The sequence below is a fragment of the Frateuria aurantia DSM 6220 genome (assembly GCF_000242255.2).
Classification (GTDB): Bacteria; Pseudomonadota; Gammaproteobacteria; order Xanthomonadales; family Rhodanobacteraceae; genus Frateuria; species Frateuria aurantia.
Genome location: NC_017033.1, coordinates 1,582,153 through 1,605,652, shown reverse-complemented (window position 1 = coordinate 1,605,652; position 23,500 = coordinate 1,582,153). Strand labels below are relative to the sequence as shown.

The following is a 23,500-nucleotide window of genomic DNA, read 5'->3' as shown; positions in this document are numbered from 1 at the left end:
TTCCGTGATCCCGGCCGATGCCGGCATCGTTCATGCGGCCGGAGCCCGCTGGACCAGCCGAACCCAGTCGCGGGTCCGTGCCGCCGGATCAGACGCGGCGGAAATATCCGTCGAGACGGCCAAGACATCGGCTCCTGCCGCCAGACAGATCGGCGCGCGTTCCAAGGTAATGCCCCCGATGGCGACCAGCGGTCGTTCGCCGACACGCCGCTTCCATTCGGCGATCCGCTCCACGCCCTGGGCGGCCCAATGCATGGGCTTCAGTCGACTGGGCCAGACCGGCCCCAGGGCCAGATAGTCAGGCGCATGAGCCAGGGCCCGCTCCAGTTCGGCATCGTCATGCGTGCTGAGACCCAGCTTCAATCCGCAGCGACGACAGGCCGACCAGTCGGCCTGATCCAGATCCTCCTGCCCCAGGTGCACCCACTCCACCCCCAGCTCGATCGCCAGAGCCCAGTAGTCGTTCAATACCAGACCGGCTCCATGCCGGCGGCAGCTGGCTTGCGATGCCAGCACCTCCTGACGCAACGTGGCATGAGAGGCCGATTTGATCCGCAACTGGATCAGACGTGCCCCGGCGGCGGCCAGTCGCTCCACTCCTGCGGCAGAATCGGTCAGAGGATAGAAGCGCGGCAGCACGATCATGCCAGTTGCGCCTGGCCCCAGCTCGGGGTCGATGGCACCGCCATATCCCGCCTAGGTACCGGCTGGGCCAGACGGGCCAGCCGGCCCGACCGGACCGCCAGCGCAAAGCCTTCGGCCATGGCCTCGGGGTCGCCGGCCTGGGCCACCGCGGTATTCAACAACACCGCGTCACAGCCCAGCTCCATCGCCGCGGCCGCATGCGAGGGCAGGCCCAGGCCCGCGTCGACAATCAGCGGCACACCCGGCGCATGCCCGCGCAAAGCGCGCAGAGCATACGGGTCGGCCAGTCCGCGGGCACTGCCGATGGGCGCGGCCCAAGGCATCAGGACCTGACAACCCGCCTCCAGCAGCCGGTCGGCGACCCCCAGATCAGCCGTGGTATAGGGAAAGACCTGAAAGCCCTCGGCCATCAGGATCCGTGCCGCCTCGACCAGTCCGAATACCTCCGGGCACAGGCTGTTGCTGTCACCGATCACTTCCAGCTTGATCCATGGCGTACCGAACAATTCGCGGGACAGATGCGCGGTGGTGACTGCTTCCTTCACCGAATGGCAACCTGCGGTATTGGGCAGCAAGACCACGTCCAGCTCGCCAAGCAAGGCAGCGAAAGCCTGACCGCCCCGCGCCGTGGCCGACTCTCGACGCAGCGAGACCGTAACAATGCCGGCACCGGAGCGACGCACCGCGTTCTGCAATATCGACGGGGATGGGTAGCCAGCCGTGCCAAGCAGCAGTCTTGACCCGAACGGACGTCCGTAAAGGGTAAGCTCGTCCATGCCTTCAGCCCCCCTGCATCGGCGCCAGGACTTCCACCTGGTCACCGGCCTTCAACGCCGTGGTCTCCCGACGCTGCGCCGGCACGAATTCACCATTGAGCGCGGTAGCGACATGGGCATCGGACAAGCCCATCTGTTCCAGCAGGCTGGCCAGATCAGCCGCCCAATCATGGGCCTGACCATTCACTTCGATTTTCATCGGACCACTCCCTGGGCATCACCAAGCTGGCAGGCCAGCTGCTCCGCATACCAGGGCGACAGCAGATAGCCATGCCGATACAGGCCATTGAAATACGTGATACGCCCTTGCCGGATCAGACGAGGCATATTGCCGGCAAAGGCCGGTCGCACACCGGAGCCGAATTCGACGATCTCGGCCTCGCCCAGCGCCGGATGCAGGCACATCGCCGCACCGAGCAGTTCCATCGCCGAGCGCACCGTCACCGGCCCGCCATGGTCGGATTCCACGCTGGTCGCCCCCAGCATGATCAGCCCGTCACTGCGCGGAATCAGATACAAGGGCGTCCGCGGATGCAACAAGCGTATCGGCCTCTGCAGACGTAGATCACGACTGCGGATCAGGATCATCTCCCCGCGCACCCCTCGCAGGCCCGGCAGATCTTCACGCGCCGCCAGCCCGCGGCAGTCGACGATGCAGGCATCGGGCAAGGCCCCGCCATCGACGGTCTGGCCAAGCTCGAAACGCACGCCACGCCCGGCCAGCCAGCGGGCCAGCGCGGGCAAGGCCTGCCGAGGATCCACATGGGCCTCGTCGGGATACCAAAGACCACGCTGGGCACGCCCGGCCAGATCCGGCTCCAGTGCCGCCACCCCGGCACCGTCCAGCCACTGATGGCCTTCGCTGCGCAGGGCGAAGCTCTCCAGCTCGGCACGATCGCGAGCCTGCGCCAGCACCAGGGTTCCGCCACGCCAGACCTCGGCACCGTGAGCCGACCACCAGTCCGCAGCCGGCAGGCCCTGGCTCAGCACTTCGGGCTCAGCCGTCGCGGCCTCGCAATACGGGGCCAGCATGCCGCCAGCCCACCACGAGCAAGCTTCCCGACCGACCTGATCACCACGCTCGTAGACCGTGACCGTGTAATCGCGCGCCTGCAATGCCGCCGCTGCCGTCAGGCCGGCCACGCCCGCGCCAAGCACGGCCACCTCGCCGCGGCTACGCCCCGACGACATGCAGCCCCCCGGCTACCGGCGCCATCGCTTCATCTCCGCAGGGCGCCGCCTCCATGGCACGGACATCGTCGCGCAGATCCTGGGAAATCTTCATCGAACAGAACTTCGGGCCGCACATCGAACAGAACCGCGCCTGCTTGTGGGCCGCCTTGGGCATGGTCTCGTCGTGGAAGGCATAAGCCGTATCCGGGTCCAGCGCAAGATGAAACTGGTCCTCCCAGCGGAAGTCGAACCGGGCACGGGACAAGGCATCGTCGCGCACCCTCGCCGCGGGATGCCCCTTGGCCAGATCGGCGGCATGGGCGGCGATCTTGTAGGTGATCACACCAGTCTTCACATCATCGCGATTGGGCAGTCCAAGGTGCTCCTTGGGCGTGACGTAACACAGCATGGCGGTGCCGAACCAGCCGATCATCGCCGCGCCGATACCCGAAGTGATATGGTCGTAGCCCGGCGCCACATCGGTGGTCAGCGGCCCCAGGGTATAGAACGGTGCCTCGCCGCAGGCCGCCAGCTGCTTGTCCATATTGGCCTTGATCTTGTGCATGGGCACATGACCTGGGCCTTCCACCATCACCTGACAACCATGATCCCAGGCAATACGGGTCAGCTCGCCCAGGGTCTCCAGTTCGGCAAACTGGGCGGCATCGTTGGCATCCGCCTGCGAACCGGGACGCAAGCCGTCGCCCAGCGACAGCGAAACGTCATAACGACGGCAGATCTCGCAGATTTCGGCAAAATGGGTATACAGGAAATTTTCGCGATGCCCCGCCAAGCACCAGCGCGCCATGATCGAACCGCCCCGGCTGACGATGCCGGTCACCCGGTTTGCGGTCAGCGGCACATGTGCCAGGCGCACGCCGGCATGGATGGTGAAATAGTCCACGCCTTGCTGCGCCTGCTCGATCAGGGTATCGCGGAACACGGGCCAGTCCAGCTTCAAGGGATCGCCGCCGACCAGCTCCAGCGCCTGATAGATCGGCACGGTGCCGATCGGCACCGGCGAATTGCGCATGATCCAGGAGCGGATGGAATGGATGTCCTGTCCGGTGGAAAGGTCCATCACGGTATCCGCCCCCCAGCGGGTGGACCACACCAGCTTCTCGACTTCCTCGGCCACGCCCGAGCTGACCGCGGAATTGCCGATGTTGGCATTCACCTTCACCAGAAAATTGCGGCCGATCAGCATCGGCTCCAATTCAGGGTGATTGATATTGGCCGGCAGAATGGCACGGCCGCAGGCAATCTCGTCACGCACGAATTCCGGCGTCACCCAGGTCGGAATAGCCGCCCCGAAATCCTCGCCATCGGCCCGCCGTTCCGCAGCATCGCGGGCGGCCTCGGCGCGCCCAAGGTTTTCCCGATGCGCCGCATAAGCCATCTCCTCGGTCACGATCCCCGCGCGGGCAAACTCCAGCTGGGTCAGCGGCTTGCCGGCCACCCCACGGCGCAGCGTCAAAGGCGCCGGACATACCGGGGTGGAACCGCGATGCGAGCCGTCGCCAGCCAGGCGCGCGGCCGTGTCAGGCTCCAGGCCGCGTGCCGCCAGCCAGGGCTCGCGCAAAGGCGGCAGGCCCTTTGACAAGTCGACCTGATAGCCGGGGTCGGTATAGGGTCCTGAAGCATCGTACAGCTGCAGCGGCGCTTCGGCCGGATCGCTCAGGTCCACCTTGCGGAAAGGCACACGCAGCTGCGGCCAGCCTGCCGGGCTGGAATAGATCTTGTACGAACCGCGAATCGGACCGCCTGTCACCGTGCGCGCCATGGCATCAGACGGCGGCTGCAGGGGGGTATTGGTATGCAAAGACATGGATCTCCTCCTCACTGGGAATTGGGGAGACCCGGGTAGACGAGTGTCTGGGCGCACCTTTGCCAGGTGCTTGATGATTCCCGTCCCTTCGCCGGCATGACCCGGATCAGGTTCAAAGGGTCCGGCTGACGCCATCTCAGCCCTGCCTGCGCAGGACACCCCTCGGAACATGTGGCGAAGCCTACGCCCGGAAAACCGACCTGTCCAGCCCTGCGCGAAAATGCCAGACGACAACATCATCAAACGTCCAGACGTCCATCCCGACATTTTCATGACATCACATCGTCGCAGACATACCGTCCCGGAAAACCCTGCCATGGGCCTGGCCCGGAACGGCCATCGTGCTGTCCGGCCCCCATCGCATCGGCGCAGGCGCCGTCCCTCTCAAGCCACAAGGCGGCAGATCCCGTTGCCTGCCTGAGGAAGCGTCCTGCCTGCCCCGCCATCTCGCCCCGCCGCGACCGCTTGGCCTCGATGCATGCTTCGTCGTATCATTCGCGATCCAGTCCCCCCGTCGCTTAAGGGATAAAGCGCGGACCTCCTAAGTCTGAGCTGCAGGTTCGAGTCCTGCCGGGGGGGCCACCGGGCACATACGTGAAGGCCGAAAAACGCAGCAATTGCGTTGAAAAACAACATCTTATTGGCCACCACCAAACCACAGTCACATACGCGTAAGTGCTTGAACGTAGTTGAAAGTTGGGGGGCATTGCACACAAAATGCACATCTCGTGTGCAATTTGGCCGGCGGCATGGCAAGCATCTTCAAGCATGGAAAGCGCTGGCGAGCGCAGGTTCTGATCAAGGGTCAGCGCAAGAGTAAGGTCTTCGTTACCAAGGCCCAGGCATCGGCATGGGCCATTGAACAGGAGGCCGTTTCATCTGGCCGAGCAACCATCCCCCGCCTCGTTTCTGATGCGCTTGAGCGCTACGAGCGAGAAGTTGCCCCCACGCGAGGCGCAGGGCGATGGGAGGTGATGAAATGCCGATCACTCAAGTCCAAAAGCATCGCCAAGGTGCGCATGCAAGACCTCGATCGATCAGACATCATTGCATGGCGCGATGAGCGCCTTCAGAGCGTCACGCCGGCGACCATGCTTCGCGAGCTGAACATGCTCCGGGCGATGTTTCGCTACTGCCGAGAAGAGTGGTTCTACATGAACCATGACCCCATCAAGGGTATGCAGCTCCCCGATCAGCCAGATAGCCGAAAGAGGCGCATCACCCAGGCAGAGGTGGAAGAGATAAGTCTGGCCTTTGGCCTGGATGCGGGACTCGCCTGCAGGACATCAACAAATCGGATCGGGCTTGCATTCCTTTTTGCGATTGAGACCGCGATGCGCTCCGGCGAGATCACCGCCCTTACATGGGACCATGTTCACATCAGTGAGCGTTACGCCCATCTTCCCAAAACGAAAAATGGTGATGCCCGCGACGTTCCCTTATCGTCTCGAGCCATTGAGATTCTGGAGGCCCTACCCCGCGATGATGCCCCATGCTTCCAACTATCGGATGCGAATCGGGATGCTCTCTGGCGCAAGGTGCGGAACAAAACGACCATTCAAGACCTACACTTCCATGACAGCCGGGCCGAAGCTATCTGGCGACTCAGCAAAAAGCTGGATGTACTCCAGCTTGCTCGGGCCATCGGTCATCGAGACCTGCAGTCGCTGATGATCTACTACCGGGAGTCGGCATCGGATATGGCATCGAAGCTGGACTAGGCCATCCATGGCCATCAAGATCAGGCTGCGACGGCCGCCACCTGTCCCGCTATCGTGATCAGATGGTAAAGGACTGACCCCTTCCTGATTAGCGCCAAGACCATCGTTGGAATCAACACTCCAAAAACAAAGTCGGCTGGCCGCAGCTCTTTTCGCGCAATGCGAAGCTCTCGGATGATGGATGCAATGCTGCTCATGATCTGACCTCGTAGCGATGGATTGTCTACTACGGCGGATAATTGGCAAGTCATTGATTTTTCATGGTCGAGCTTCAGGCACAAAAAAGACCCCACCCCGCGAGGGATGGGGCTTTTCGTCATGCCGCCGGCGCGGCCGGCAGTGCCGTGCTGGTGGTGTCGACTCCATCCCGGATCGCTTTCAGCGCCTTCAGGTAGGTCACCCAGTCATCCGGCGTCGGCTCATTGAGGACGCCATACTCACTCTGCACCGTCGCGACGGCCGCCGAGTATGCTGTGGCAGCCTGATCTGCCAGGGTGACGGTGCTGGGAGGCGTGTAGGCCACAATGGTCCCCTCATGCACGCCCTGCCCATACGGAAGCCGAGCAGCCCATTGCTCGGCCGTAAGCGCAAGCATCTCGGCCGCAGCAGGCACATTCGCCGTGCTGGACATGCCCCACACGTCATACCAGCCGGTGACCTCGGTGGGACCGGTGGCGGACGTGTCATAGCTGGCGTAGTAGCGGGCAGGCCATTGCGTCTCGACATTCGATGTCGCATCGGTCGCCATGTCCACGGCAGCTGCGGTGGCCACCGGTGCCGTCTCTTCGGTGTTGTCAGTCATTTATGCAGGACCCATGGCAAATACCCACACCTGGCCGGTGCCGGCCGGCTGGTTCGCCCCCGAGATGGCGGCGATGTTGATCTTGAAACCCGACGCGGTCACTGTCCCGACCGTCGGATTGATGGCGACCGGACGATTGGCGCCGTCCCGGTTGTTGTCGACGGTCGTGGACACCACTGGCGCGGCAGAGAAAGCTACAGGGAATGCAATTGAGTCACCGGCATTCAGGACCCCTGCAGAGAACGCCTGGATCAGGATGTTTCCGATGCGGATGTAGTAGCCACCGGAGATGGTCCCGTAGGAGCTAGTCCCATAATTGCGAGTGTTCCCAGCACTATCGACGATGATCAGATTGCCGGAACTATCCAGCGTCACATTCTGGGCCGAAAGAAACCCGGTCCCCGGTGCCGACTTGATCAGGCTGTACGTCACCCCCTGCGCACTGGCCATGAACGGAACGCCAGTCGCTTTGGTGATGCCGACCAGCGCGATGCGCAAGTTCGTTCCGTCATCAGCCGAGGCGATGGTATTGGTGATCGTGGCCTCCACTCCCTTGGCTCGCGTCACCTCTGCGGCAAGATTGGTGGTCAGCGTGGACTCGGCGGCCTCGGCGCGCGCGGTCTCTGTCGCCAAGTTCGAAGTCAGGGTTGACTCGACCGCCTTGGCTCGGGCTGCTTCAGCCGCAACCTGAGTGTTAACCCAGCTGATGGTGCCATAATTGCGAGTGTTCCCAGCACTATCGACGATGATCAGATTGCCGGAACTATCCAGCGTCACATTCTGGGCCGAAAGAAACCCGGTCCCCGGTGCCGACTTGATCAGGCTGTACGTCACCCCCTGCGCACTGGCCATGAACGGAACGCCAGTCGCTTTGGTGATGCCGACCAGCGCGATGCGCAAGTTCGTTCCGTCATCAGCCGAGGCGATGGTATTGGTGATCGTGGCCTCCACTCCCTTGGCTCGCGTCACCTCTGCGGCAAGATTGGTGGTCAGCGTGGACTCGGCGGCCTCGGCGCGCGCGGTCTCTGCGCTGATCTGCGTGGTAACCCATGCGCTCGTACCGTAACCTCGCGTATTGCCTGCGCTATCCACAGCGATCAGGTTGCCGCTGGCATCCAGGGTCAGGTTGCGGGCATGCAAATATCCGCTTCCTGGCGCCGACTTGATCAGGTCATAGGCGACATTCTGCGCACTCGTCATGAAGGGTGCGTCAGAGGCGATGTTGATGCCAACCAGGGCTACACGCTGATTCGTCCCATCACTGGCCGACGCAAGCGTGTTGGTAATGGTGGACAGCGCTGCCGGCAGGCCGTTCACCATGCTTTCGGAGAGGGCTGCATCGGCAATGGATGTCGACAGCGAGACGTTCTGCGATCCATCAATGTTGATTGCGCCAGTCACCGTGCCCGTCAGGGCGAGATTGAAGGTGTTGGCCAGCTTGCTCGCAGACACGGCATTTGCCGTTGCATCCAGTTTCGCATTCAGCGCAGCCTGCAGACCCGTCACCTGGCTGATTGGATAGTCCAGCGCCTGCGCGACAGCCTGAATGGCCGTGACCAGGTTCGCCTCAATGGTACTCACGCTCCCATCATCGGTAACCGCTACCGCGGCCTTATCCACGATCAGGGCGGCAATCACGGCAGCCATCGTCGAGGCCTGACGTAGAACCTTGTTCACAGACGCGGACTTTGCGATACCAGACACAAACCCCGTCCCGGTCGTGGCTGCATCGGCATAAGTCGCCTGGTCGTCGACATTGGCGCCAGATCCGGTGGCGAACGGCAAGAAATCATTTTCAAGTGTGGCCATGGTTTCCTCTGGGCACAATAAAGGCGCCTCAAAGGCGCCTGCAGGGGTCGCGTTTCAAACGCGGGCCTATGCGGTGTAGGTGTAGGTCACGGCCATGCCGGCCGGAACGCACTGGATGTATCCGGCATCGACCAGTGTCATGAGCAGCTTGGTCGGCTCGGTCCCGGTCAAATTGACGTTGTAGGTCATGTCGCCGTTGTCGACGATTTTTGCCGTCGTTCCGCCTGGGCTGAAGATCGCGCTAAGGATGGGCTCCAGTCCCTCGATGCTGCCGTCCCAGTGATTTGCGCCTACCTTTGCTCGCAGGATTGCGCGATAGGTGGTGTCATCCATCTGGGTGACACCCGTCGTTGGGTCGCTCGGGGTCTTCCAGATACCGAGATCCAGCCCGATGCCATCCACATCGTCGTAGGCGAAATACAGATCATCGATCGGCACGTTGATGTTGCGGGTAATGCCGATCCACCTGCCGAGAATATCCAGCTGATCGCCGACCGCAGTGTCGAGATTCATCGCATCAACGAGCGACTGCATGGCGTTCTGGTAATCAACCCAGCACTGCGCCATGGCCTGGACCATTGCGGAGAATTTGGGCTTGTCGGAGTGCTCGGAGGTAATCAGGCCGGTGTAGTCGCTGACATAGGCCGTCATGAGGTCACCGCCAGCACCACATCATCAGCGGTGCAATAAGCCGCTGAGTTGAATGGAATCGCAAGATCCGCGGTGCCGAGCGCGCCCCCACTGATGCAGATCTCCAGGCTGGTGATCTCGTAGGTGCTGCTGCTGGAATCTCCCGACAAATTCGCCGGGATGTAGAGGCGATTCCAGACCACCGGGGCGCCAATGTCCAAAGCATTGATCCAAGCAGCTACCGCCTCCTGAATAAGCTCGCCCACGGCCGAGCTATATCCCGACCCGGCCTTCAGACCGATGGCAACACTGATGGTCGTCTCGCCCAGAGCATAGAAGTTGATCGGTACACTGCTCCCGCCCGGAGTGGTGACAGTCTGCGTGGTAGTGCCAGCCGTGGGCACACCCGGCGCTTTCCGTAGGGCAAATGCGCTCGCAATGGCCTCGGCATCGCCACCCTCCACCACCAGAGCAAGCGTATAGGCCGGAATGCCATTACTGTCAGCGGCGCTGGTGTTGTTGTCGTAGAGCTTGACCCGAGTCACCCCGGTGATATCGGAGATCGCGCCGACAATGCCGTCGGCCGGCCCCTGGGAGGGGGCCATGGTCGAGTTGGCCTGGCGAACCCTGAGCTGGGCATCGGTTTCGACAGCATCGCCCAATGTCGCCGCCGCTGCATTACTGACCGACTGCCACCCAAGCGTCGGCGTGGCGATAGTCGTGAGCGACGCTGCGGCCGCCACAGTGGCGCCCTCGGTCTGGCAGGTAGCGGTAACGTCGACTGTGCCGGATGACGGAATCGTAACCTTGCTTGGAAGGCTCCACAGATTGCCGGATGCATCCTGCACTGAGCCGCCAGAGATGATCGTGCCGGCCACGCCCACCAATGTGACGGTGACCGTGGAATAGCTCGCCACGTTCCGGGTAAGCCCATTGATTTTGACATTGTTCGACAGGGCCGAGGTCTGAGCAGTGGATGGGCTCAGGCTGTTGTATGCCAGTATCGCGGCAGCATTCGCATCGCTGATCGCCAGCGCCTGAATGGCGATGAATTGGCCATCCTGACTGTCCGGGTCGATATAGATGTCGTCGCCATAGATAGCCTGCATCTTGGCCTGTAGGTAGGCGAGAATCTCGGCATAGGTCGGCGCGCTGATGCCCGAAGCACCGATTGTCGGGGCCGTGGTCGTGATCAAAGCGATGCCTCCACGGTCGTGCTTCCGTATGCGGTGGTGATGGTTGCGGTGACTGACAGCTTCCGGTCGGACACCGAGCTGCTGTAGCAGTCGATGGATTGGACGCCAGTGGTCCCGAGGATGCGATTCTTGATCACGCTGTCGTAGACCGACGATGTGCCCTTGCCAAGTATCTGGGTAGCCCAGGGTGTGCCGGCAGTTGTATCAAGGAACCACTCGCCTACCAGTAGGCGAAGTCGAGTCAGTACAGCTTGAGCCACCGCTTCTGGAGAGTTTTGGTAAAAGTCGCCCGGGCCGGCGCCAAACGAGTAGTCACCAGCCGCGTTGAGTTTTCGGTAAATCATGGCTACCCCTGCGGCTTGCCGGTACTGCTTGAACCTGACTGCACGCCTGAATGAGTGTGGGTGGACAGTGGGATGCCGTTGCCGGTGATCTCGCCCGATGCTGTGACTGTGCCACTGCATTTGACGCTGGGCGCATCGATGACCAGGCCGCCGGGCGCAGTGATTTTCACCACTTGGCCAGTCGGGTCCAGATCAACATAGGTTTTGCCATCCACACTCCGCAGCTGCGCTGTGGACGTGCTGATGTTCTGCAGCCGAGCAGGCTTCGACAGAGAGCCGGGGACTGCAAACGCATCGCTTATCGCCTGCCGTCGCTTGCTGCTCGGCGGCTGGATGCCACTGGACTCAAACCAGCCATCAATCGCACGGTCCACGATATGCACCGTGCACTCATCTCCCTCGGCAATGGGGAACGTGAGCGCCGCACCACCACCCCGCGGGAACTGCACCGGCACATCGACCAGCACGGGATACGGCACGGCCGTCGATACGCCGTCACTTGTTTGCTGGCCAGCGATCCCAATCTGCACGACGGCGGTGCATGTGCCGGCATCGAAACTGACGAAATGCCCAGGCATGCATGTCCACTGCCGAGTGCGCGCAGAGCGCATGATCTCGCGCAGGACATGCTCGTGGTCCTCGTATCGCTCAGTGGGTCGCATTATCCGGGCACCGCTGTAACTGAGGGGCCAACCATGGGCCGAGCCTGATTGGGATCGACCGAATAGCCGATGATGTAGGTGTAAAACTGCTGCCCCCTGGTGTCGCCCGTATGCGTCACGCACGCAACGCGATAGAAGCCATCCGCATCCAGGCCGGCAACCGGCTGCAAGCCGTTTGTCGTATTCGTCGGCACGCGGTTGGCCGCCTTGGCGATCTCGGCATTGTTGAGCTTCACCGCCCCGCCCGCCTTTACCAGGGGATTGAGCAGGCACTGCACCTCAATACCCTCAATGGTCTGCATTGGGATACCCACCATACCCGTCATGCCATTGATCACCGGCACGTTGCCTGGGATATATCCATCGGACGGAATCAGGTGCAGGAACCCGTCCTCCATGATCCAGTCGCAATCCATATCCTCGGCGAGGATCCGCATCTCATCGCGGACCATGCCGTACATGGTGATTCCGCGCGGTGCCGGGCTGTTTGTCCGGCTGGGCGAGAAGCCAGGATTGACCCCGTACTTGTTCAAAGGCCGCATCAGCGCACTGAACTGATCCTCGTAGGTCCAGCCCTTGGCCAGCGTCTTGCTGATCACCGCCTGGTTGTAAGCCGTGTCAGCATCCTGGGCCAGGATCTCGGTGACGGTATCGACCATGTTCTGATCGCGGCCATACTTCACCTGACAGATCTCGCCGCGGAAGATCATGCCCATGTTGTTCGGGTAGCCGGCATGCAGCTCGATGTAAGTGAACTCGTTGAGCACCTTCGATGCTGTGGCCTTGGCCAAATTGAAGATCCGGATGTTCGCGGACTTCAGGGTCTCGACCGAAGCTGAGCGCACATTGAAGGTCACGCGAAGATCAGAGACATCGACCGCCGGGCCGCCAGGGGTGCCGATCACCAGCTGTACCTGGCGCAAATACTGCTGGGCAGACTGGCTCATGAGGTCACCACGAAATACAGATTGCTAGTCGTGCCAAGGTTTTCATAGGTCGGCACAGCATCGGGGTCGGCATTGGTAGCCATGAGCAGAGATCCCCCGATGCCCAGGTATCCGTACTGGCCCAGAAGATCCACGCCGGTGACAAGCGGAATGCCCGACACCAGGGCAGTCCCATCCGTAGAGGCAATATCTAGCACCCAGCCGGAGAATTTCCGCCACTGAACGGTGAGCTGATACTGCACTGAGCCGATCATCGCCTGGATGGTCTGGCCGGCCGCATCCAGGGGAATCTGGTAGACAGTTTTTGCCATGCTTTACCCTCCAGTAATCGCGGAGAATGCACTTTCTACACCCGTCCCGATCTTGCTCAAAACCGATGTATCGGTGACCACCGTCGCCTGCTTCACCCCGCCATTGGTCGTGGCCGCTGTGTCCTGCGGGCTGGCCTGATCCTCGGCTGCCGCCATGGTCGTTTGCTGGGTACTGACAATGATCACCTCGCGCATGACCACCTCGACCATCAGTACATTGGCCGTCGCCGCATCCGTGGTCACGTCCAGGGATCGGATCAGCATGTTGCTGTACTGTCGACGCGGGGTCGTGACCGTGAACGGAAGGCGCGATTTCTGCAGGGAAAGCAGGTTCTGATAGGCCTCGTTGGGAGTAGATGCGATCTGCAGACTGTCGATGTCATTGAACAGCGATCCGCTCTCACTCCATCCGCAGCGCATGGTCAGCTCGGCCGGTAACTTGTATGAGTGATCGGTGACGACCTCACCCGAATCAACGGGGTTGTCCGTCATGGCCAGCTCGTCGTGCATGCGCTCCGAGATGGTCACCTGCGGATAAATGGTCCCGATTCGCCGCTTCTGCGTGATCAGGATATCCGCCACGGTTCCGCCGACAAGAACGGCGGCTGTGCTGAGTATGCTCATGTCGCCGTCCCTGCCGTCATGTTCCGAGTGACCCGCTCATTCACCGATTGCTGCCGCTCCTGAATCGCTTTGGCCGTAGCCTGCGGATCGGTGGCGCCATGCACAACAATGCTCGTCTGCTGGTTCAATGTGTTGCCTGACCGTGACGCCGCAGGCTGGCCAGCCGCTGCCGCAGTGGATGCGTCTGCAAGTAGCCGAGGTCGCGACAGATCGTCGAGGCGCTGCGTAAGTGCCCGAGCATCGAACTGCTGACCAGGTTGAAGCTTCTGGATCTGCTGCACCGCATCTGCAATGGCTCCGCTCAATGCGCCATTGTTCTCTGCCTGGGCCGCCGGGTATGCATCCATCAGCGATGAAAGCAGACCCTGAATCTGTGGTCCCTGCAGGTTGCCGTGAATGGTGCTGACAAGCTCGTGGAGCTTTCTGAAGCCATCAGCAAGCTGTGCGGAACTTGATCCTCGATCCACGCCCACTGCCTTCGGGTATGCCCCCTGATTGGCAATCGCCTGAGCGAACAGGCTGTTGTCATAGGGGTTCCGTCCGCTGTTCTCATGGCGCGTCACGGCCTGCATGAATGCCTGCATCCGCGCCGGGTCAGCAAAATTCAGGTCAGCATCTGGATCGATGCCGGTCTGCTTGGAGACGTCGGCGATGTAGGCCTGTGTATCGTTTCCATCCTTGGGCGGTGCATACGTCGAAATGATCTGACGAATGGAGTGCAGTGCCTCATGGTGCGCGGTGGCGGACCTGCCCGAGTAGTACAGGGCAAACTGGTGAGCCATTGCTGTCAATCCATCAAGCGGCGTGGCATACACATTGAACGATCCGCCATCGTGACGGATGTTCAAGGGATTGTTGTTGCGGATGCCTCGTGGAGCATCTGGGCCCGGCCGGCCATGCTCGTATGGCAGGCCTGTGACCTGATTGCGGATCTGGTTAGCAGCAGCGGCGAGTGCCTGCGCGTCCTGCCCGACCTGCGGGGATCCGCCGGTGGCCCAATCCCAGATGGATTTTTGGGCCTGAAGGGACCATTGCCGCGCGCCTGAGGTTGCATCCCAAATGCCATGGGCAATCTTTGAAATCTCGCCAAGGCCAGCGGATCGAATCTTTGCCGTCTGCTCCCAGAGCCGCTCGAACATATGCACCAATGCCTCGATGGCATGGGTGATTAGGTGAATGCCTGCGCTCGCCAGATCGATTTCTGGCTTCCATTTACCCCAATCAATCAGGCTTGTTCCGCCCCGCTTCCAGACCTTGAAGTCATTCCATAGGGAGGCGACTGCCGCAGCCAGAATCAGCACCAGCGTGATCGGGTTGGCATCCATGGCCGCGTCAAGCGCTACCCATGCCGCAGCAATCGCGCCAATGGCCTCCACGACATGCTTCGAATTGGCATCGAGTCCACGAAACCAGCCAATCACGCCCTCGATGGCATCGGCCACCACCATGCCGAAGCTGGTCACGATGTCGACTGCCCACAGGATGCCTTTCACCACTGACTCGATGATGTGCGAGATTTTCCCGAAGTCCGCAATAAAACGGACCCGGAAGCGCTCAATATCGTCGCCAATACCCTGTGCCAGATCCGTGTAGACCTTCTGGGAGAGGATCTGCAGCCACGCCGCTACCTCTCGCAGCTGCACCATGAAGCCATGCGACGCGGCTGCCGCCTGGGTCGAATTGAGGCCGGCCACGCGCAGCATCTGCTGATACTGGTCGGTGAACTGGCCCATGCCCGAGCGCAGGGCCATGAGCGTGCGCTCATCGAACCCGAACATCGATCCGTACTGCCGAGCGCGGTAATACGGCATGGCCGCCAAGCGCTTGCCGAGATCGCCCATGATCTGGGTAGTGTCGCGCAGCTGACCATTCGCATCGCGGGTAGATACACCCAGGCTACGAACAAAGTTCTCCCCGTTCGGGTTCTCACGCATGAAGCGCGCCAGCGACTCAAGCGAGCCGGCAGCGCCCTCGGCGCTAGATCCCATCTGGGCGGCTGCGTACTGCAGGGCCTGAATGCTCTCCACGGCCGCATGGGTCCGCTGAGCAGCGAAATACAGCTGCTCCATGCCGCCGGCAATCTTGGCCACGCCAGCAACAAATGCCGTCGCTGCAGCCGCCATTGCGACTCCCAGGGCCGCAACATCTTTGGCGGCCCCACCCAGGCTTTCAGTAAATCGGCGCTCGCTGTCGCCATCGATCTTGTAGCCGAGCGACACCAGGTATTCGCGGATGACTTCCGAACTCATGACTGTTTCCGCTCCGCTTTGATCCGGTTCTCGTCGACGACATCGAGGGCGTCATTCATCAGGGCGATGTGCTCTAGGTCGAGCGTCCCATCGATCAGGCTCTCGAATTTGCACATGCCTCGCACGACGGGGCGCAGGAGCCAGTCCTCCCCGTCGGGAAGGCAGGCCCATGCATCCGTGCTGCCGGCCGACCCTACTGCTTCGGTAGGGGTGCGGCCTTTGCGGGCAAAAAACCGCCCAGGTTCTCCTGGATCACCTTCGCCGCGATCTGGAGCATCTCGCCCAGTTCGATCTCGTCGAACTGCAGGCCTCCGGATCGGTTGGCGATCTGTACCCACGATCCGGACTGGTTGAGGCTGACCACGGCCAGACAGGCATCCAGCACGAAATCGCAGTCTGCATCCGGCATGGCGGCGATGGCCGATGCCAGCGGGCTCAGCACCGACAGATTGTCGACTGACCCACTGGCCGCGACTGCGGCGAGCGAGCCCATGGCCGGGGCCAGCCGGCGGGCGACGTGGAACTGCTTACGGGTGTCCATCTTGGCCGACTGGTACTGCCGACCATTGATTTCAAACTGCATCGGTCATTCCTCAGTATTCGCCAAGAATCGCGTCGATCTGGCCGGCATCGAACTGCCACTCCATCACGTTCGGGTCTTTCGCGTAGGTGTTGCTCGGCGAGCGGCGGAATGCCACCTGCGTACAGGCGATCACGTCGCCCACGGCCGAGTTGCGGATGCTGATGACGTTCTGGCCCCAGGTGGCACTGGACAACGACTGGGCGTCATACATGGCCTGCAGCTTCGCATTCTGGGGCGACGACTTCAGAAGCCGGATGGTGATGTGACCGCTCTTGCCGGCATGAAGTGCGTGCAGCACCTGGCCATCGGCGCCCACGGTCATGTTGTTCTTGTCTTCGGTCATCTCATACGAGATGCCTTCCTCAGCCACACCCGCACCACTACCGAGGCGGAAAGATCCGCCCACACCGGTGATCGTGGCAGCCACATCGAGAAAACTGTACGTTGCCATGGTCTACCTCAGCGGTTCACGGTGATCGAAACATCGACCGAATGGATGGCGCCGGCCAGCTTGGCGGCAACCTGGATGGGCGGGGACTTGCGCGCGGCGCGGTCGGCCGTGGACTGGCTGGCGATGGTCGCGGCGTAGACGTAGTATCCCTTGGTCAAGGTCTGGCCTTCCGACAGCGATCCGAAGCCGGTCGTATTCCAGACACCCTGGGCCAGCAGGCCATTGGAAACGCCCTGTTCGCACTGGTCCTCGACGGTGGTGCAAATCTGGGCCACACCGGCATCGGTCTGCGGGATCTTGGTGGTAGACGTGTACAGCAGATTGAAGATCGCGGTCTGGATGGCGTTCTGCAGCCAGTCCACACCCTGGATCTCGTCGAATAATGCGCCGCTGCTCATCACGCCCTGCTCGAGAATCGCCGAACCATTGGCGTAGTTCACGAACACGTTGCAGTTCTTCGCCTCCAGCGCATTGGCCTGCGTGGTGGTCAGGGTCTCGGCAGTAACGCCGGGCTCCTGCTTGAACTTCAGGGTGATCGCGGTGTTGTTGGCGTTGAAGTCCACGGTCAGCGCACGGCCGAACAGCGAGGCAATCGCATAGGGCGAGCTGCTGGAATACTGCAGGACCGTGCGATCCAGAGCTAGGCCGGCGAACACGGCGGCGATATCGGTGGTCGATGTCGGGTCTAGGACCAGGCTGTCCTGCGTGGTGATGCCGTACAGATGCAGGCGCGCCGCGCCCTGGATGTAGCTGGCCACTGCCTCGTGCTGCGCGATGGTCAGCGAGGTATCGGCGAACATCGAGGCGTACCAGCCGCCCGAGGCATCATCCAGTGCGGTGATCGCGTCCACCGGCTCCTCGGCAGCAATACCGTCGGATGGTGCCGATGCTACGCCCGAGGTCAGGCCCAGCAGAGCCGAAATGTCCGTGCCCGTGGACGGGGCCGAGGCGTAGCCCACCGAAGACGTGGCGCCGGTGGTAGCACTGACCACCTGAAACTGATTGGTGGCCGAGTTCCAGGTCACGGTGGCGACGCCAGCCAGGGCCGTGGTGACGGCCGAGGCGACACCGTTGAGATTGGTCACGGCGGACAGATCGATCGCACTCAGCGATTTGGCCGTGCCGTCGATGGTGATATCCATGCCGCCCGCAGACACGGCGGTGAAGTTGGCAATGGCCTGCGCGGCACTGCTCAGGACACCGCCGGACAGCTCGCCGGCACTGGCCGTCTTGGCCCAGCGGCCGATATACAGCTCGCTCGGCCGGGGCGACTGGTCGAAATAGAGCGCAGCGGCCAGGTATTCCGGCGCACTGGTGCCGAAATCCGATGCAACATCGGCCAGAGAGCCATAGGAGCGAAGGCGCTCGTTGATACTGATGACCGAGCTTGCGCCGACGATCAGCAGCGAGTTGAAGTCCGCGGTCGCGACGCCGACGGATGCGATGACCGCGCTCATATTGATGATGCGTGATACGGGAAGGCCTCGGGCCATGATTTACCCCTCGTGGGTGTCAGTGTGCACATCCGCCTCGGCTGAGAGGATGGTGAGGATGTCGTAGTTCTGGATCGTCTTTCGACGAAATCGGATGGTCAGGTCGTAGCGCCGGACCCACTGCTGATTGACGAAATCCATGGCTGCTATCGGCTTGCCGGTATCCGTCAGGTTGATGCCTGCTGCGAGCAGCCCCTCGCGGTTCTGGGCGACATACAGACCGTTGCGCAGGGCCTTGGCATTGGCTGCCGCCTGCGGGCCGTACATGGTGGCCAGCACCGTGATCGTCTCGTGCTCGATCAGATCCGACCCGGTAGCAGTTTGGTCCTGCACCGGATAGTCGTCGGGCTCGGTATCGGTGACGCCGATGGCGCACCAGTCGGTATCGATGGGCGGCTGCTTGGCCACGATGGGCTGCCAACGTGGGCGGACCAGGCTGCCCGGTAATCCGGTGATGCCGACCACTGCCTGCTGGATGGCGTCATCCAGGGCGTTATCGAAGCTCGGGCCGCCCGCCGCCGGCAGCAGGTATCCGCCAGTGGAAGAGTCATTACCCACTGTCAGCACCTCCCTGCAGGCTGAGCGGATTGCAGATGGCCTCGGTGAAGCCCTGGCCGTAGGTCGTATAGTCATTGACCATCGACACGGTGTACTGCTGGCCGCGCCACCGCACGATGTCGGCATCCAGGTCAGGGGTGCCCGACGTGAGCGGGGTTTGCGACGTGATCAGGATCGATCCGGACACGACGCTGGCCGCCGGGAAGCGGCGCAGGATGTACCCGGCATCGTTCGTCACGACGCCAGAAAATGGGGTGCTGTCCTGGGCATTCACCGCACGGCCATCGTCTCCGACGGTTTGCGTGTTGCGAATGCGGACGAGTGAAGTGTCCCGGAACTCTCGCGAGGCCAGGACACGGGAAACATTGAGGCGCATCAGTCCTCCGTGGATCGCACGACGTAGGTGATCGAGTTGCGAAGCTGGCCGGTATCGACCAGGGGTTTCGCCAGATCCGTGCCCGGCGCATGGCCGGCATCGCGTCGATCCAGCTCTTCCTGAGCGCCGGCGCGTCCACGTGCCGCGCGGGCAGCCAGGGTGGAATCGGCAAGAGGCGTGAAATTGCCCGAGTTGATGACGTTCTTCACCGCACTGGATGCCACGATGCCGGCAGCATCAAGAGCCCTTTCTCCAGCCGCGTGATCGCCATCCAGCACCCCGGTGATGCCCTTCTTCATCTGCACCGCCGCGCGGGGCGCTGCATCATCCATGCCGGGACGCATGAACGGCCGGGCCGGGATGTTGTTCGCCGGCGATCCGTTGTCTTGGATGTAAGCGATCTCGGCATTGGTGATCGGCTGCGTCGGGTCTCGGCGGTCCGAGGTGTCCGACGGCACGCCGATCATGACCTGCTTTCGCTCCATGCCCTGCAGAGACCGCAGGATGGCGTTCACCTTGTCCTGCTTGACCTTGATGCTCATAGCTGGATACCGCCCGTGCCAATCATGCGCGCGAGCTGCAGGAACTGAATGCCGTAGCTGCTCATGTTCCAGAAGCCACCGTCGGTCAGTGCGACGGACTGGGCGTCGTAGCTCACAGACACCTTGTCCACGCTCTTGGCTGTCGCCGGGCCCGTCACCTCACCCGGATCGCCGCCGGCCGCCACATCCGCGATATCCCGCGCCTGTAGCACCAGGTTATGAGCCACGAACAGCTCGGCGCCGTACTGCAGGAGCTTGCCCCAGCGGGCCTCGTTGAGCCGGATAGCTGCCAGCTCGATCCAGAAATTCACCTGCGCATCGGGATATGTCGTGGTGCTGGCCAGCGCTGGAAAGTCCGCCCTGAACTGGTCAGGCGTCAGTGTCAGAGCCATCGGCCTTCCTCGTGCGGCGCGGCCGCTTTGCGGGTGTGTCCGTCTCGATCACGTCTGCATCAGCTACAGGCTCACTGTGCTCATGCGCGTACCAGTGCCCGGCCACGGACTCGGCGACCTCGTGACAGCCCACCGGGAAGCGCTGTCGCTCCCCGGTGGCATGGGTGAAGGTGAATGCCTTGGTCACGTTGATCCTCGGCATATCGACCTCCTCAGTAGCCGTCGGCGTAGGCCAGGGTCTCGGGATACACGAACTCCACAGCACCCAGGCGACCGAAGTAGGTCACCAGCTGACGCAGGTCGCGGTATTCCAGCGGGGTGCGCTGCAGTGGCACATACGGGAAGCGGACGCGGTCCATTTCCTGCGTGTAGGCCACCATGCGATCGGTGCCGCTGGTTCCGCGGCCCGCCAGCCACTTCACCGGCTGGATGTCCAGCGGACGCCCATTCACGTTGTGCGATATGCAGTTGGTCCGAACATACTCGAGAATCGAAATATTGCCCGCCTCAGAAACCGGCTGGGTCAGGATCGAGTACTTCGCCGGAGCAATCAGCACCTTGGTCGGGCACACCGCATATGCGGATGCCTCCCACGCAAGATTCAAAATCGCATTGAAGTCCGCAAGGATTTCCTTCGGGGTTTTGCTCGACCACAGCGGCGATCCGCTCGCACCGTTGACCACGTTGGTGGTGGTGACGGCCGAGCTGTTCACCAAGCCCTCCAGGCCCAGCACGGTATCGCCGATGTACACCTGCTCGTCGATGTCCATCTGGTGTTTCAGATTCATGCCGGCGAACTTCTGCTGATCCACCGGACGGCCCAGCTGCTGCGCCGAGGCCAGTTCCGGGATGGTCCAGCCGATCTGCATGGCCCACAGGGACAGCGGATGCATGGTCTTGCCGATGTCCAGGCCCAGACCGGTGATAGCGCTGGCGTCCTTGCCGACCCAGGCCTTGCCGGTCGGGGAGATGCCGCCCGCGGCAGCGAACGAACTGTTGGTGAAGCTCGACATCTCGTCGGCCATCGAAACATCTTCGCGCAGATGGATATCGCGCGACCAGGTCACTGCGGCCAGCGGCTCGTGCAGACGGTAGTCCAGGCGCTCCAGCTCGCCGACCAGGAACGCACCGGAGCTGTCGATGGTGCGGCTGTCGAAGGTCTGCAGGCCATCGCGGGTATACGCTCGCTTCACCGAGCGCGGGAGAATCAGTTGACTCATCGGGGGTTTCCTCGAATCGCGCCCACAAAAAAGCCCCGCTCGATGGCAGGGCTTCGTTGGCAGGGCTTTGTGGGGGATTACAGGTTGTAGGCGATCTCGACATTGCCCGAGGCATCAGCCGCGGACATGAAGGTGCAGTTCGCCAGCTCGATGGTGTTGCCGGCCGTGGCGTCGGCCGCGGCCTCGATACCACCAATGGGCTGGGAGTCCGTGGCGCCACCGACGCGGACGTAGACCGGAGCGCCCAGCGCGGCCACGCCGGCATTGAGCTTCACGGCGATGTAGCCGCGGCGCAGGACATTGCCCATGACGCCAGCCAGCGGGGTATCGGCACCCAGCGCCTGATTGACGCCGTTCTGGGTCGGATAGGCGCGGACCAGGAAGCCGTAGACCTTCACATCGGTGTCGCCGGATGCCAGCGGCACGAACTTGCCACTGACGATCTTGCCGGGGATGCCGAAGCTGGCGAACGGATTGCTCGAATCGGTCGGGACCGGCTCGATGGTGGAAACGGAATAGCGGGTGACGTCGCCGGGGATACCCGACGGCATGCGATACAGATAGGCGGGCATGTCAGCTCCTCAGCGTGCGGCGCGGTCGGCCCAGTAGGCCTGGCTGCGCTTGTTGATGTCGGCGATGCTGTTGGGCATCTGCCGCTGGTTGGGCAGACTCATGCTGCCGTGGTCGTTGTTGCGACGGCGCAGCAGCTCGGCAGCTCCGGTGAAAGCGGCATTGACTACGGCCATCGGGGCGGTCTGCGGATCGAGTCCGCCGAGGAACGGGGAGACTGCACTCAGACCGCCGTCGGTCTTCATGGCGTCGCCCAGGGCGCGGCGCTGGCACGCGCAGAGCTTCGCGGCAATGGCCGCATCAGTGGTCTTGGCATCGAAGGTCGGCATCTTGGCGCCGGGCGATACGATTTCCAGCCGCTGCCGGAACTGAGTGCGGGCGTCACCGGTGTAGATCTTCACGCCATCCAGATCGACCTTCGGGGAGGCCTCGGCACTGGTCAGGTCGCCGGCGTCGTTGGTCTCCGCCTCTTCCTCCTCTTCGCCATCACCCTCGGCGTCCTCCATCTTGCACATGCGCTCGTCCAACGACTTGAGGCGCTTGTCCATCGATCGCAGCAGCTTCAGCGTGGCGGTGTCGCCGACCTTGTCCCGGCCCTTGCCATCGTCGCCGTCATCATCGTCGCCGGAATCTTCCGACTCGCGCCGCTTCTGCTCTTCCTCTTCGGCTGCGTCCTCGGCCTCCTGGGCCAGCTTCTCGGCCTCGTCGGCGTCCTTGGACATGAAGGCGCGACGCAGTCGGTCGCTGAACGACAACTTCTTCCCGGGCTTGACGGGCTTGGCCATAACAGTCTCCTTGTCCCCAATCGCGCAGCGCGGGCCACAACGCCCGTACCGCACCAGGGCGCAGTGATTCACGATGATGTTCCGCTGCACCCCGCGGCCGGGTTCGGTTTGCTCGTAGTCGGCTTCGTACCCGAGCGAGACTTCTTCGATGCCATCGGCCTGCACGGCCTTGATAGCCTCCGCGTCGGTAATGAGCAGGTCGGCGAGGATCACGTCCTCATCAGCTCCAGTGCCGCGCCGGATGTTCTGCATCGACCCCATGGACAGTGTGCGCGACGTTTCAGGCGTCACGAACTCGTCAGGATGGTCGAGCGTGATGGGCTTGCCCTGGCAACTGGCCAGTGTCTCGGCACGGAATACCTCGTCCGGCGTCCGGGTGATCCGGATCAGGCCGTCCATGCTGCCCTCGATGGGCACCTCGCCTTCGCCGTAGATCATCTCGCCAGTGCGCGCCACCGGCACGTCCAGGCACAGCAGGAAGCCCTCGGGCGTCAGCTCGCGCTTCGGTCCGAGCTTTTGGATGGTGTAGAAGCGCATATTTGGCCCATAAAAAAGGCCCGCGCAGTGCGGGCCTTCGTTCTACATTGATGCGATGGATCAGACTTTCTTGAGAATGTCATCGGCAATCCGCTTTGCTCCATTCAGCATCCCGGAGTACTTGAGGTTTGCGCGCCCATGGCCGATGGCGTACAGGGTCGCGCCATCGATGGCACCTGCCAAAATCTTAGCCATGATGTCCGCTTTAAGTTTCTGATCTTCTTTCAGTTCGGTAGCCATGTCATGCCTATGTTGCGCCGCAATATTGCGGCGCCG

General features: G+C 62.2%; 29 protein-coding genes, 1 tRNA gene and 1 riboswitch. Of the genes, 2 read left to right on the top strand and 28 right to left on the bottom strand.

All coding sequences use genetic code 11. The features are described from left to right. Nucleotides 1-30 precede the first annotated feature (30 nt). From FRAAU_RS07515 to thiC, 5 genes are read right to left on the bottom strand one after another with little or no spacing between them, the layout of a single operon-like run. Nucleotides 31-645: a thiamine phosphate synthase gene (locus tag FRAAU_RS07515; RefSeq protein WP_014402942.1), complete on the bottom strand. Its 615-nt coding sequence runs from the start codon at nt 643-645 to the stop codon at nt 31-33. Then, entirely contained in the window at nt 642-1,421 is a 780-nt protein-coding gene (locus tag FRAAU_RS07510; RefSeq protein WP_014402941.1) for a thiazole synthase, read from the bottom strand. The genes FRAAU_RS07515 and FRAAU_RS07510 overlap by 4 nt, the downstream gene beginning before the upstream one ends. Before the next feature lie 4 nt (nt 1,422-1,425). Beyond that, entirely contained in the window at nt 1,426-1,620 is a 195-nt protein-coding gene (gene thiS, locus FRAAU_RS07505; RefSeq protein WP_014402940.1) for a sulfur carrier protein ThiS, read from the bottom strand. Then, on the bottom strand, nt 1,617-2,612 hold the full coding sequence (locus FRAAU_RS07500; protein ID WP_014402939.1) for an FAD-dependent oxidoreductase: 996 nt from the start codon (nt 2,610-2,612) through the stop codon (nt 1,617-1,619). The genes thiS and FRAAU_RS07500 overlap by 4 nt, the downstream gene beginning before the upstream one ends. Beyond that, nucleotides 2,596-4,422, bottom strand: a complete 1,827-nt coding sequence (gene thiC / locus FRAAU_RS07495; protein WP_014402938.1) for a phosphomethylpyrimidine synthase ThiC — start codon at nt 4,420-4,422, stop codon at nt 2,596-2,598. Before thiC ends, FRAAU_RS07500 begins: the two co-directional genes overlap by 17 nt. A 66-nt stretch (nt 4,423-4,488) precedes the next feature. Next, nucleotides 4,489-4,595, bottom strand: a riboswitch (TPP riboswitch). 334 nt (nt 4,596-4,929) lie between these two features. Here thiC and FRAAU_RS07490 point away from each other — a divergent pair. Together FRAAU_RS07490 and FRAAU_RS07485 are read left to right on the top strand one after the other, a co-directional pair. Next, a tRNA-Arg gene (locus tag FRAAU_RS07490) sits at nt 4,930-5,004 on the top strand. A 167-nt stretch (nt 5,005-5,171) separates the two neighbouring features. Beyond that, nucleotides 5,172-6,143: a tyrosine-type recombinase/integrase gene (locus FRAAU_RS07485; RefSeq protein WP_014402937.1), complete on the top strand. Its 972-nt coding sequence runs from the start codon at nt 5,172-5,174 to the stop codon at nt 6,141-6,143. A gap of 316 nt (nt 6,144-6,459) precedes the next feature. Here the strand turns inward: FRAAU_RS07485 and FRAAU_RS07475 are convergent, their stop codons facing one another. From FRAAU_RS07475 to FRAAU_RS07370, 23 genes are all read right to left on the bottom strand, one after another. Then, on the bottom strand, nt 6,460-6,945 hold the full coding sequence (locus tag FRAAU_RS07475; protein WP_014402935.1) for a hypothetical protein: 486 nt from the start codon (nt 6,943-6,945) through the stop codon (nt 6,460-6,462). After that, nucleotides 6,946-8,754 (bottom strand): hypothetical protein, encoded by a 1,809-nt coding sequence (locus FRAAU_RS16440; protein ID WP_014402934.1) that lies wholly within the window; start codon nt 8,752-8,754, stop codon nt 6,946-6,948. It lies immediately after the preceding gene. 66 nt (nt 8,755-8,820) lie between these two features. Next, nucleotides 8,821-9,405, bottom strand: coding sequence for a DUF2612 domain-containing protein (locus FRAAU_RS07465; RefSeq protein ID WP_014402933.1), 585 nt, complete (start codon nt 9,403-9,405; stop codon nt 8,821-8,823). Beyond that, nucleotides 9,402-10,580: a baseplate J/gp47 family protein gene (locus FRAAU_RS07460; RefSeq protein WP_014402932.1), complete on the bottom strand. Its 1,179-nt coding sequence runs from the start codon at nt 10,578-10,580 to the stop codon at nt 9,402-9,404. Before FRAAU_RS07460 ends, FRAAU_RS07465 begins: the two co-directional genes overlap by 4 nt. Then, nucleotides 10,577-10,924, bottom strand: coding sequence for a contractile injection system sheath initiator (locus tag FRAAU_RS07455; protein WP_014402931.1), 348 nt, complete (start codon nt 10,922-10,924; stop codon nt 10,577-10,579). The genes FRAAU_RS07460 and FRAAU_RS07455 overlap by 4 nt, the downstream gene beginning before the upstream one ends. Before the next feature lie 2 nt (nt 10,925-10,926). Continuing rightward, nucleotides 10,927-11,502 (bottom strand): Gp138 family membrane-puncturing spike protein, encoded by a 576-nt coding sequence (locus FRAAU_RS07450; protein ID WP_041270455.1) that lies wholly within the window; start codon nt 11,500-11,502, stop codon nt 10,927-10,929. 83 nt (nt 11,503-11,585) lie between these two features. Beyond that, nucleotides 11,586-12,533, bottom strand: a complete 948-nt coding sequence (locus FRAAU_RS07445; RefSeq protein ID WP_014402929.1) for a phage protein — start codon at nt 12,531-12,533, stop codon at nt 11,586-11,588. Next, nucleotides 12,530-12,844 (bottom strand): phage baseplate plug family protein, encoded by a 315-nt coding sequence (locus FRAAU_RS07440; RefSeq protein ID WP_014402928.1) that lies wholly within the window; start codon nt 12,842-12,844, stop codon nt 12,530-12,532. The genes FRAAU_RS07445 and FRAAU_RS07440 overlap by 4 nt, the downstream gene beginning before the upstream one ends. 3 nt (nt 12,845-12,847) lie before the next feature. After that, a complete protein-coding gene (locus FRAAU_RS07435; RefSeq protein WP_041270932.1) occupies nt 12,848-13,426 on the bottom strand; it encodes a phage baseplate protein in 579 nt (192 codons plus the stop codon). A gap of 38 nt (nt 13,427-13,464) precedes the next feature. Continuing rightward, nucleotides 13,465-15,717: a phage tail protein gene (locus FRAAU_RS07430; RefSeq protein WP_014402926.1), complete on the bottom strand. Its 2,253-nt coding sequence runs from the start codon at nt 15,715-15,717 to the stop codon at nt 13,465-13,467. Then, entirely contained in the window at nt 15,714-15,833 is a 120-nt protein-coding gene (locus tag FRAAU_RS18000) for a DUF6889 family protein (protein ID WP_425598082.1), read from the bottom strand. Before FRAAU_RS18000 ends, FRAAU_RS07430 begins: the two co-directional genes overlap by 4 nt. Before the next feature lie 77 nt (nt 15,834-15,910). Beyond that, nucleotides 15,911-16,300, bottom strand: coding sequence for a phage tail assembly chaperone (locus FRAAU_RS16435; protein WP_014402925.1), 390 nt, complete (start codon nt 16,298-16,300; stop codon nt 15,911-15,913). 10 nt (nt 16,301-16,310) lie between these two features. After that, nucleotides 16,311-16,751: a DUF3277 family protein gene (locus FRAAU_RS07420; RefSeq protein ID WP_014402924.1), complete on the bottom strand. Its 441-nt coding sequence runs from the start codon at nt 16,749-16,751 to the stop codon at nt 16,311-16,313. A gap of 8 nt (nt 16,752-16,759) precedes the next feature. Beyond that, a complete protein-coding gene (locus tag FRAAU_RS07415) occupies nt 16,760-18,244 on the bottom strand; it encodes a DUF3383 domain-containing protein (RefSeq protein WP_014402923.1) in 1,485 nt (494 codons plus the stop codon). A gap of 3 nt (nt 18,245-18,247) precedes the next feature. Further along, nucleotides 18,248-18,802, bottom strand: a complete 555-nt coding sequence (locus FRAAU_RS07410) for a phage neck terminator protein (protein ID WP_014402922.1) — start codon at nt 18,800-18,802, stop codon at nt 18,248-18,250. Next, nucleotides 18,795-19,178, bottom strand: a complete 384-nt coding sequence (locus tag FRAAU_RS07405) for a hypothetical protein (protein WP_014402921.1) — start codon at nt 19,176-19,178, stop codon at nt 18,795-18,797. Before FRAAU_RS07405 ends, FRAAU_RS07410 begins: the two co-directional genes overlap by 8 nt. Next, nucleotides 19,178-19,720 carry a hypothetical protein gene (locus tag FRAAU_RS07400; protein WP_014402920.1) on the bottom strand — a complete coding sequence of 181 codons (543 nt, stop codon included), beginning with the start codon at nt 19,718-19,720 and terminating at the stop codon, nt 19,178-19,180. The genes FRAAU_RS07405 and FRAAU_RS07400 overlap by 1 nt, the downstream gene beginning before the upstream one ends. Next, complete coding sequence (locus FRAAU_RS07395) at nt 19,717-20,112, bottom strand: DUF4054 domain-containing protein (RefSeq protein WP_014402919.1); 396 nt, start codon at nt 20,110-20,112, stop codon at nt 19,717-19,719. The genes FRAAU_RS07400 and FRAAU_RS07395 overlap by 4 nt, the downstream gene beginning before the upstream one ends. Then, nucleotides 20,090-20,314, bottom strand: a complete 225-nt coding sequence (locus FRAAU_RS07390; protein WP_014402918.1) for an STY1053 family phage-associated protein — start codon at nt 20,312-20,314, stop codon at nt 20,090-20,092. The genes FRAAU_RS07395 and FRAAU_RS07390 overlap by 23 nt, the downstream gene beginning before the upstream one ends. 10 nt (nt 20,315-20,324) lie before the next feature. Beyond that, nucleotides 20,325-21,332, bottom strand: a complete 1,008-nt coding sequence (locus FRAAU_RS07385; protein WP_014402917.1) for a DUF2184 domain-containing protein — start codon at nt 21,330-21,332, stop codon at nt 20,325-20,327. Nucleotides 21,333-21,409: 77 nt separating this feature from the next. Further along, entirely contained in the window at nt 21,410-21,904 is a 495-nt protein-coding gene (locus tag FRAAU_RS07380) for a structural cement protein Gp24 (RefSeq protein WP_014402916.1), read from the bottom strand. A gap of 9 nt (nt 21,905-21,913) precedes the next feature. Next, nucleotides 21,914-23,224 (bottom strand): DUF2213 domain-containing protein, encoded by a 1,311-nt coding sequence (locus FRAAU_RS07375; RefSeq protein ID WP_014402915.1) that lies wholly within the window; start codon nt 23,222-23,224, stop codon nt 21,914-21,916. 60 nt (nt 23,225-23,284) lie between these two features. After that, on the bottom strand, nt 23,285-23,464 hold the full coding sequence (locus FRAAU_RS07370; protein ID WP_156803374.1) for a hypothetical protein: 180 nt from the start codon (nt 23,462-23,464) through the stop codon (nt 23,285-23,287). Between the last annotated feature and the right edge of the window lie 36 nt (nt 23,465-23,500).

Bases quoted from the DNA above. Each gene is read 5' to 3' on its own strand.
- FRAAU_RS07465 (WP_014402933.1), bottom strand. From the start codon at position 9,405: ATGACGGCCTATGTCAGCGACTACACCGGCCTGATTACCTCCGAGCAC.
- FRAAU_RS07415 (WP_014402923.1), bottom strand. From the start codon at position 18,244: ATGGCCCGAGGCCTTCCCGTATCACGCATCATCAATATGAGCGCGGTC.
- FRAAU_RS07440 (WP_014402928.1), bottom strand. From the start codon at position 12,844: ATGGCAAAAACTGTCTACCAGATTCCCCTGGATGCGGCCGGCCAGACC.
- FRAAU_RS07515 (WP_014402942.1), bottom strand. From the start codon at position 645: ATGATCGTGCTGCCGCGCTTCTATCCTCTGACCGATTCTGCCGCAGGA.
- FRAAU_RS07390 (WP_014402918.1), bottom strand. From the start codon at position 20,314: ATGCCGAGGATCAACGTGACCAAGGCATTCACCTTCACCCATGCCACC.
- FRAAU_RS18000 (WP_425598082.1), bottom strand. From the start codon at position 15,833: ATGTGCAAATTCGAGAGCCTGATCGATGGGACGCTCGACCTAGAGCAC.
- FRAAU_RS07420 (WP_014402924.1), bottom strand. From the start codon at position 16,751: ATGGCAACGTACAGTTTTCTCGATGTGGCTGCCACGATCACCGGTGTG.
- thiS (WP_014402940.1), bottom strand. From the start codon at position 1,620: ATGAAAATCGAAGTGAATGGTCAGGCCCATGATTGGGCGGCTGATCTG.
- FRAAU_RS07375 (WP_014402915.1), bottom strand. From the start codon at position 23,224: ATGCGCTTCTACACCATCCAAAAGCTCGGACCGAAGCGCGAGCTGACG.
- FRAAU_RS07485 (WP_014402937.1), top strand. From the start codon at position 5,172: ATGGCAAGCATCTTCAAGCATGGAAAGCGCTGGCGAGCGCAGGTTCTG.
- FRAAU_RS07500 (WP_014402939.1), bottom strand. From the start codon at position 2,612: ATGTCGTCGGGGCGTAGCCGCGGCGAGGTGGCCGTGCTTGGCGCGGGC.
- FRAAU_RS16435 (WP_014402925.1), bottom strand. From the start codon at position 16,300: ATGCAGTTTGAAATCAATGGTCGGCAGTACCAGTCGGCCAAGATGGAC.
- FRAAU_RS07475 (WP_014402935.1), bottom strand. From the start codon at position 6,945: ATGACTGACAACACCGAAGAGACGGCACCGGTGGCCACCGCAGCTGCC.
- FRAAU_RS07450 (WP_041270455.1), bottom strand. From the start codon at position 11,502: ATGCCTGGGCATTTCGTCAGTTTCGATGCCGGCACATGCACCGCCGTC.
- FRAAU_RS07455 (WP_014402931.1), bottom strand. From the start codon at position 10,924: ATGATTTACCGAAAACTCAACGCGGCTGGTGACTACTCGTTTGGCGCC.
- FRAAU_RS07395 (WP_014402919.1), bottom strand. From the start codon at position 20,112: ATGGCTCTGACACTGACGCCTGACCAGTTCAGGGCGGACTTTCCAGCG.
- thiC (WP_014402938.1), bottom strand. From the start codon at position 4,422: ATGTCTTTGCATACCAATACCCCCCTGCAGCCGCCGTCTGATGCCATG.
- FRAAU_RS07510 (WP_014402941.1), bottom strand. From the start codon at position 1,421: ATGGACGAGCTTACCCTTTACGGACGTCCGTTCGGGTCAAGACTGCTG.
- FRAAU_RS07380 (WP_014402916.1), bottom strand. From the start codon at position 21,904: ATGCCCGCCTATCTGTATCGCATGCCGTCGGGTATCCCCGGCGACGTC.
- FRAAU_RS16440 (WP_014402934.1), bottom strand. From the start codon at position 8,754: ATGGCCACACTTGAAAATGATTTCTTGCCGTTCGCCACCGGATCTGGC.
- FRAAU_RS07385 (WP_014402917.1), bottom strand. From the start codon at position 21,332: ATGAGTCAACTGATTCTCCCGCGCTCGGTGAAGCGAGCGTATACCCGC.
- FRAAU_RS07445 (WP_014402929.1), bottom strand. From the start codon at position 12,533: ATGAGCCAGTCTGCCCAGCAGTATTTGCGCCAGGTACAGCTGGTGATC.
- FRAAU_RS07400 (WP_014402920.1), bottom strand. From the start codon at position 19,720: ATGAGCATCAAGGTCAAGCAGGACAAGGTGAACGCCATCCTGCGGTCT.
- FRAAU_RS07430 (WP_014402926.1), bottom strand. From the start codon at position 15,717: ATGAGTTCGGAAGTCATCCGCGAATACCTGGTGTCGCTCGGCTACAAG.
- FRAAU_RS07405 (WP_014402921.1), bottom strand. From the start codon at position 19,178: ATGCGCCTCAATGTTTCCCGTGTCCTGGCCTCGCGAGAGTTCCGGGAC.
- FRAAU_RS07370 (WP_156803374.1), bottom strand. From the start codon at position 23,464: ATGGCTACCGAACTGAAAGAAGATCAGAAACTTAAAGCGGACATCATG.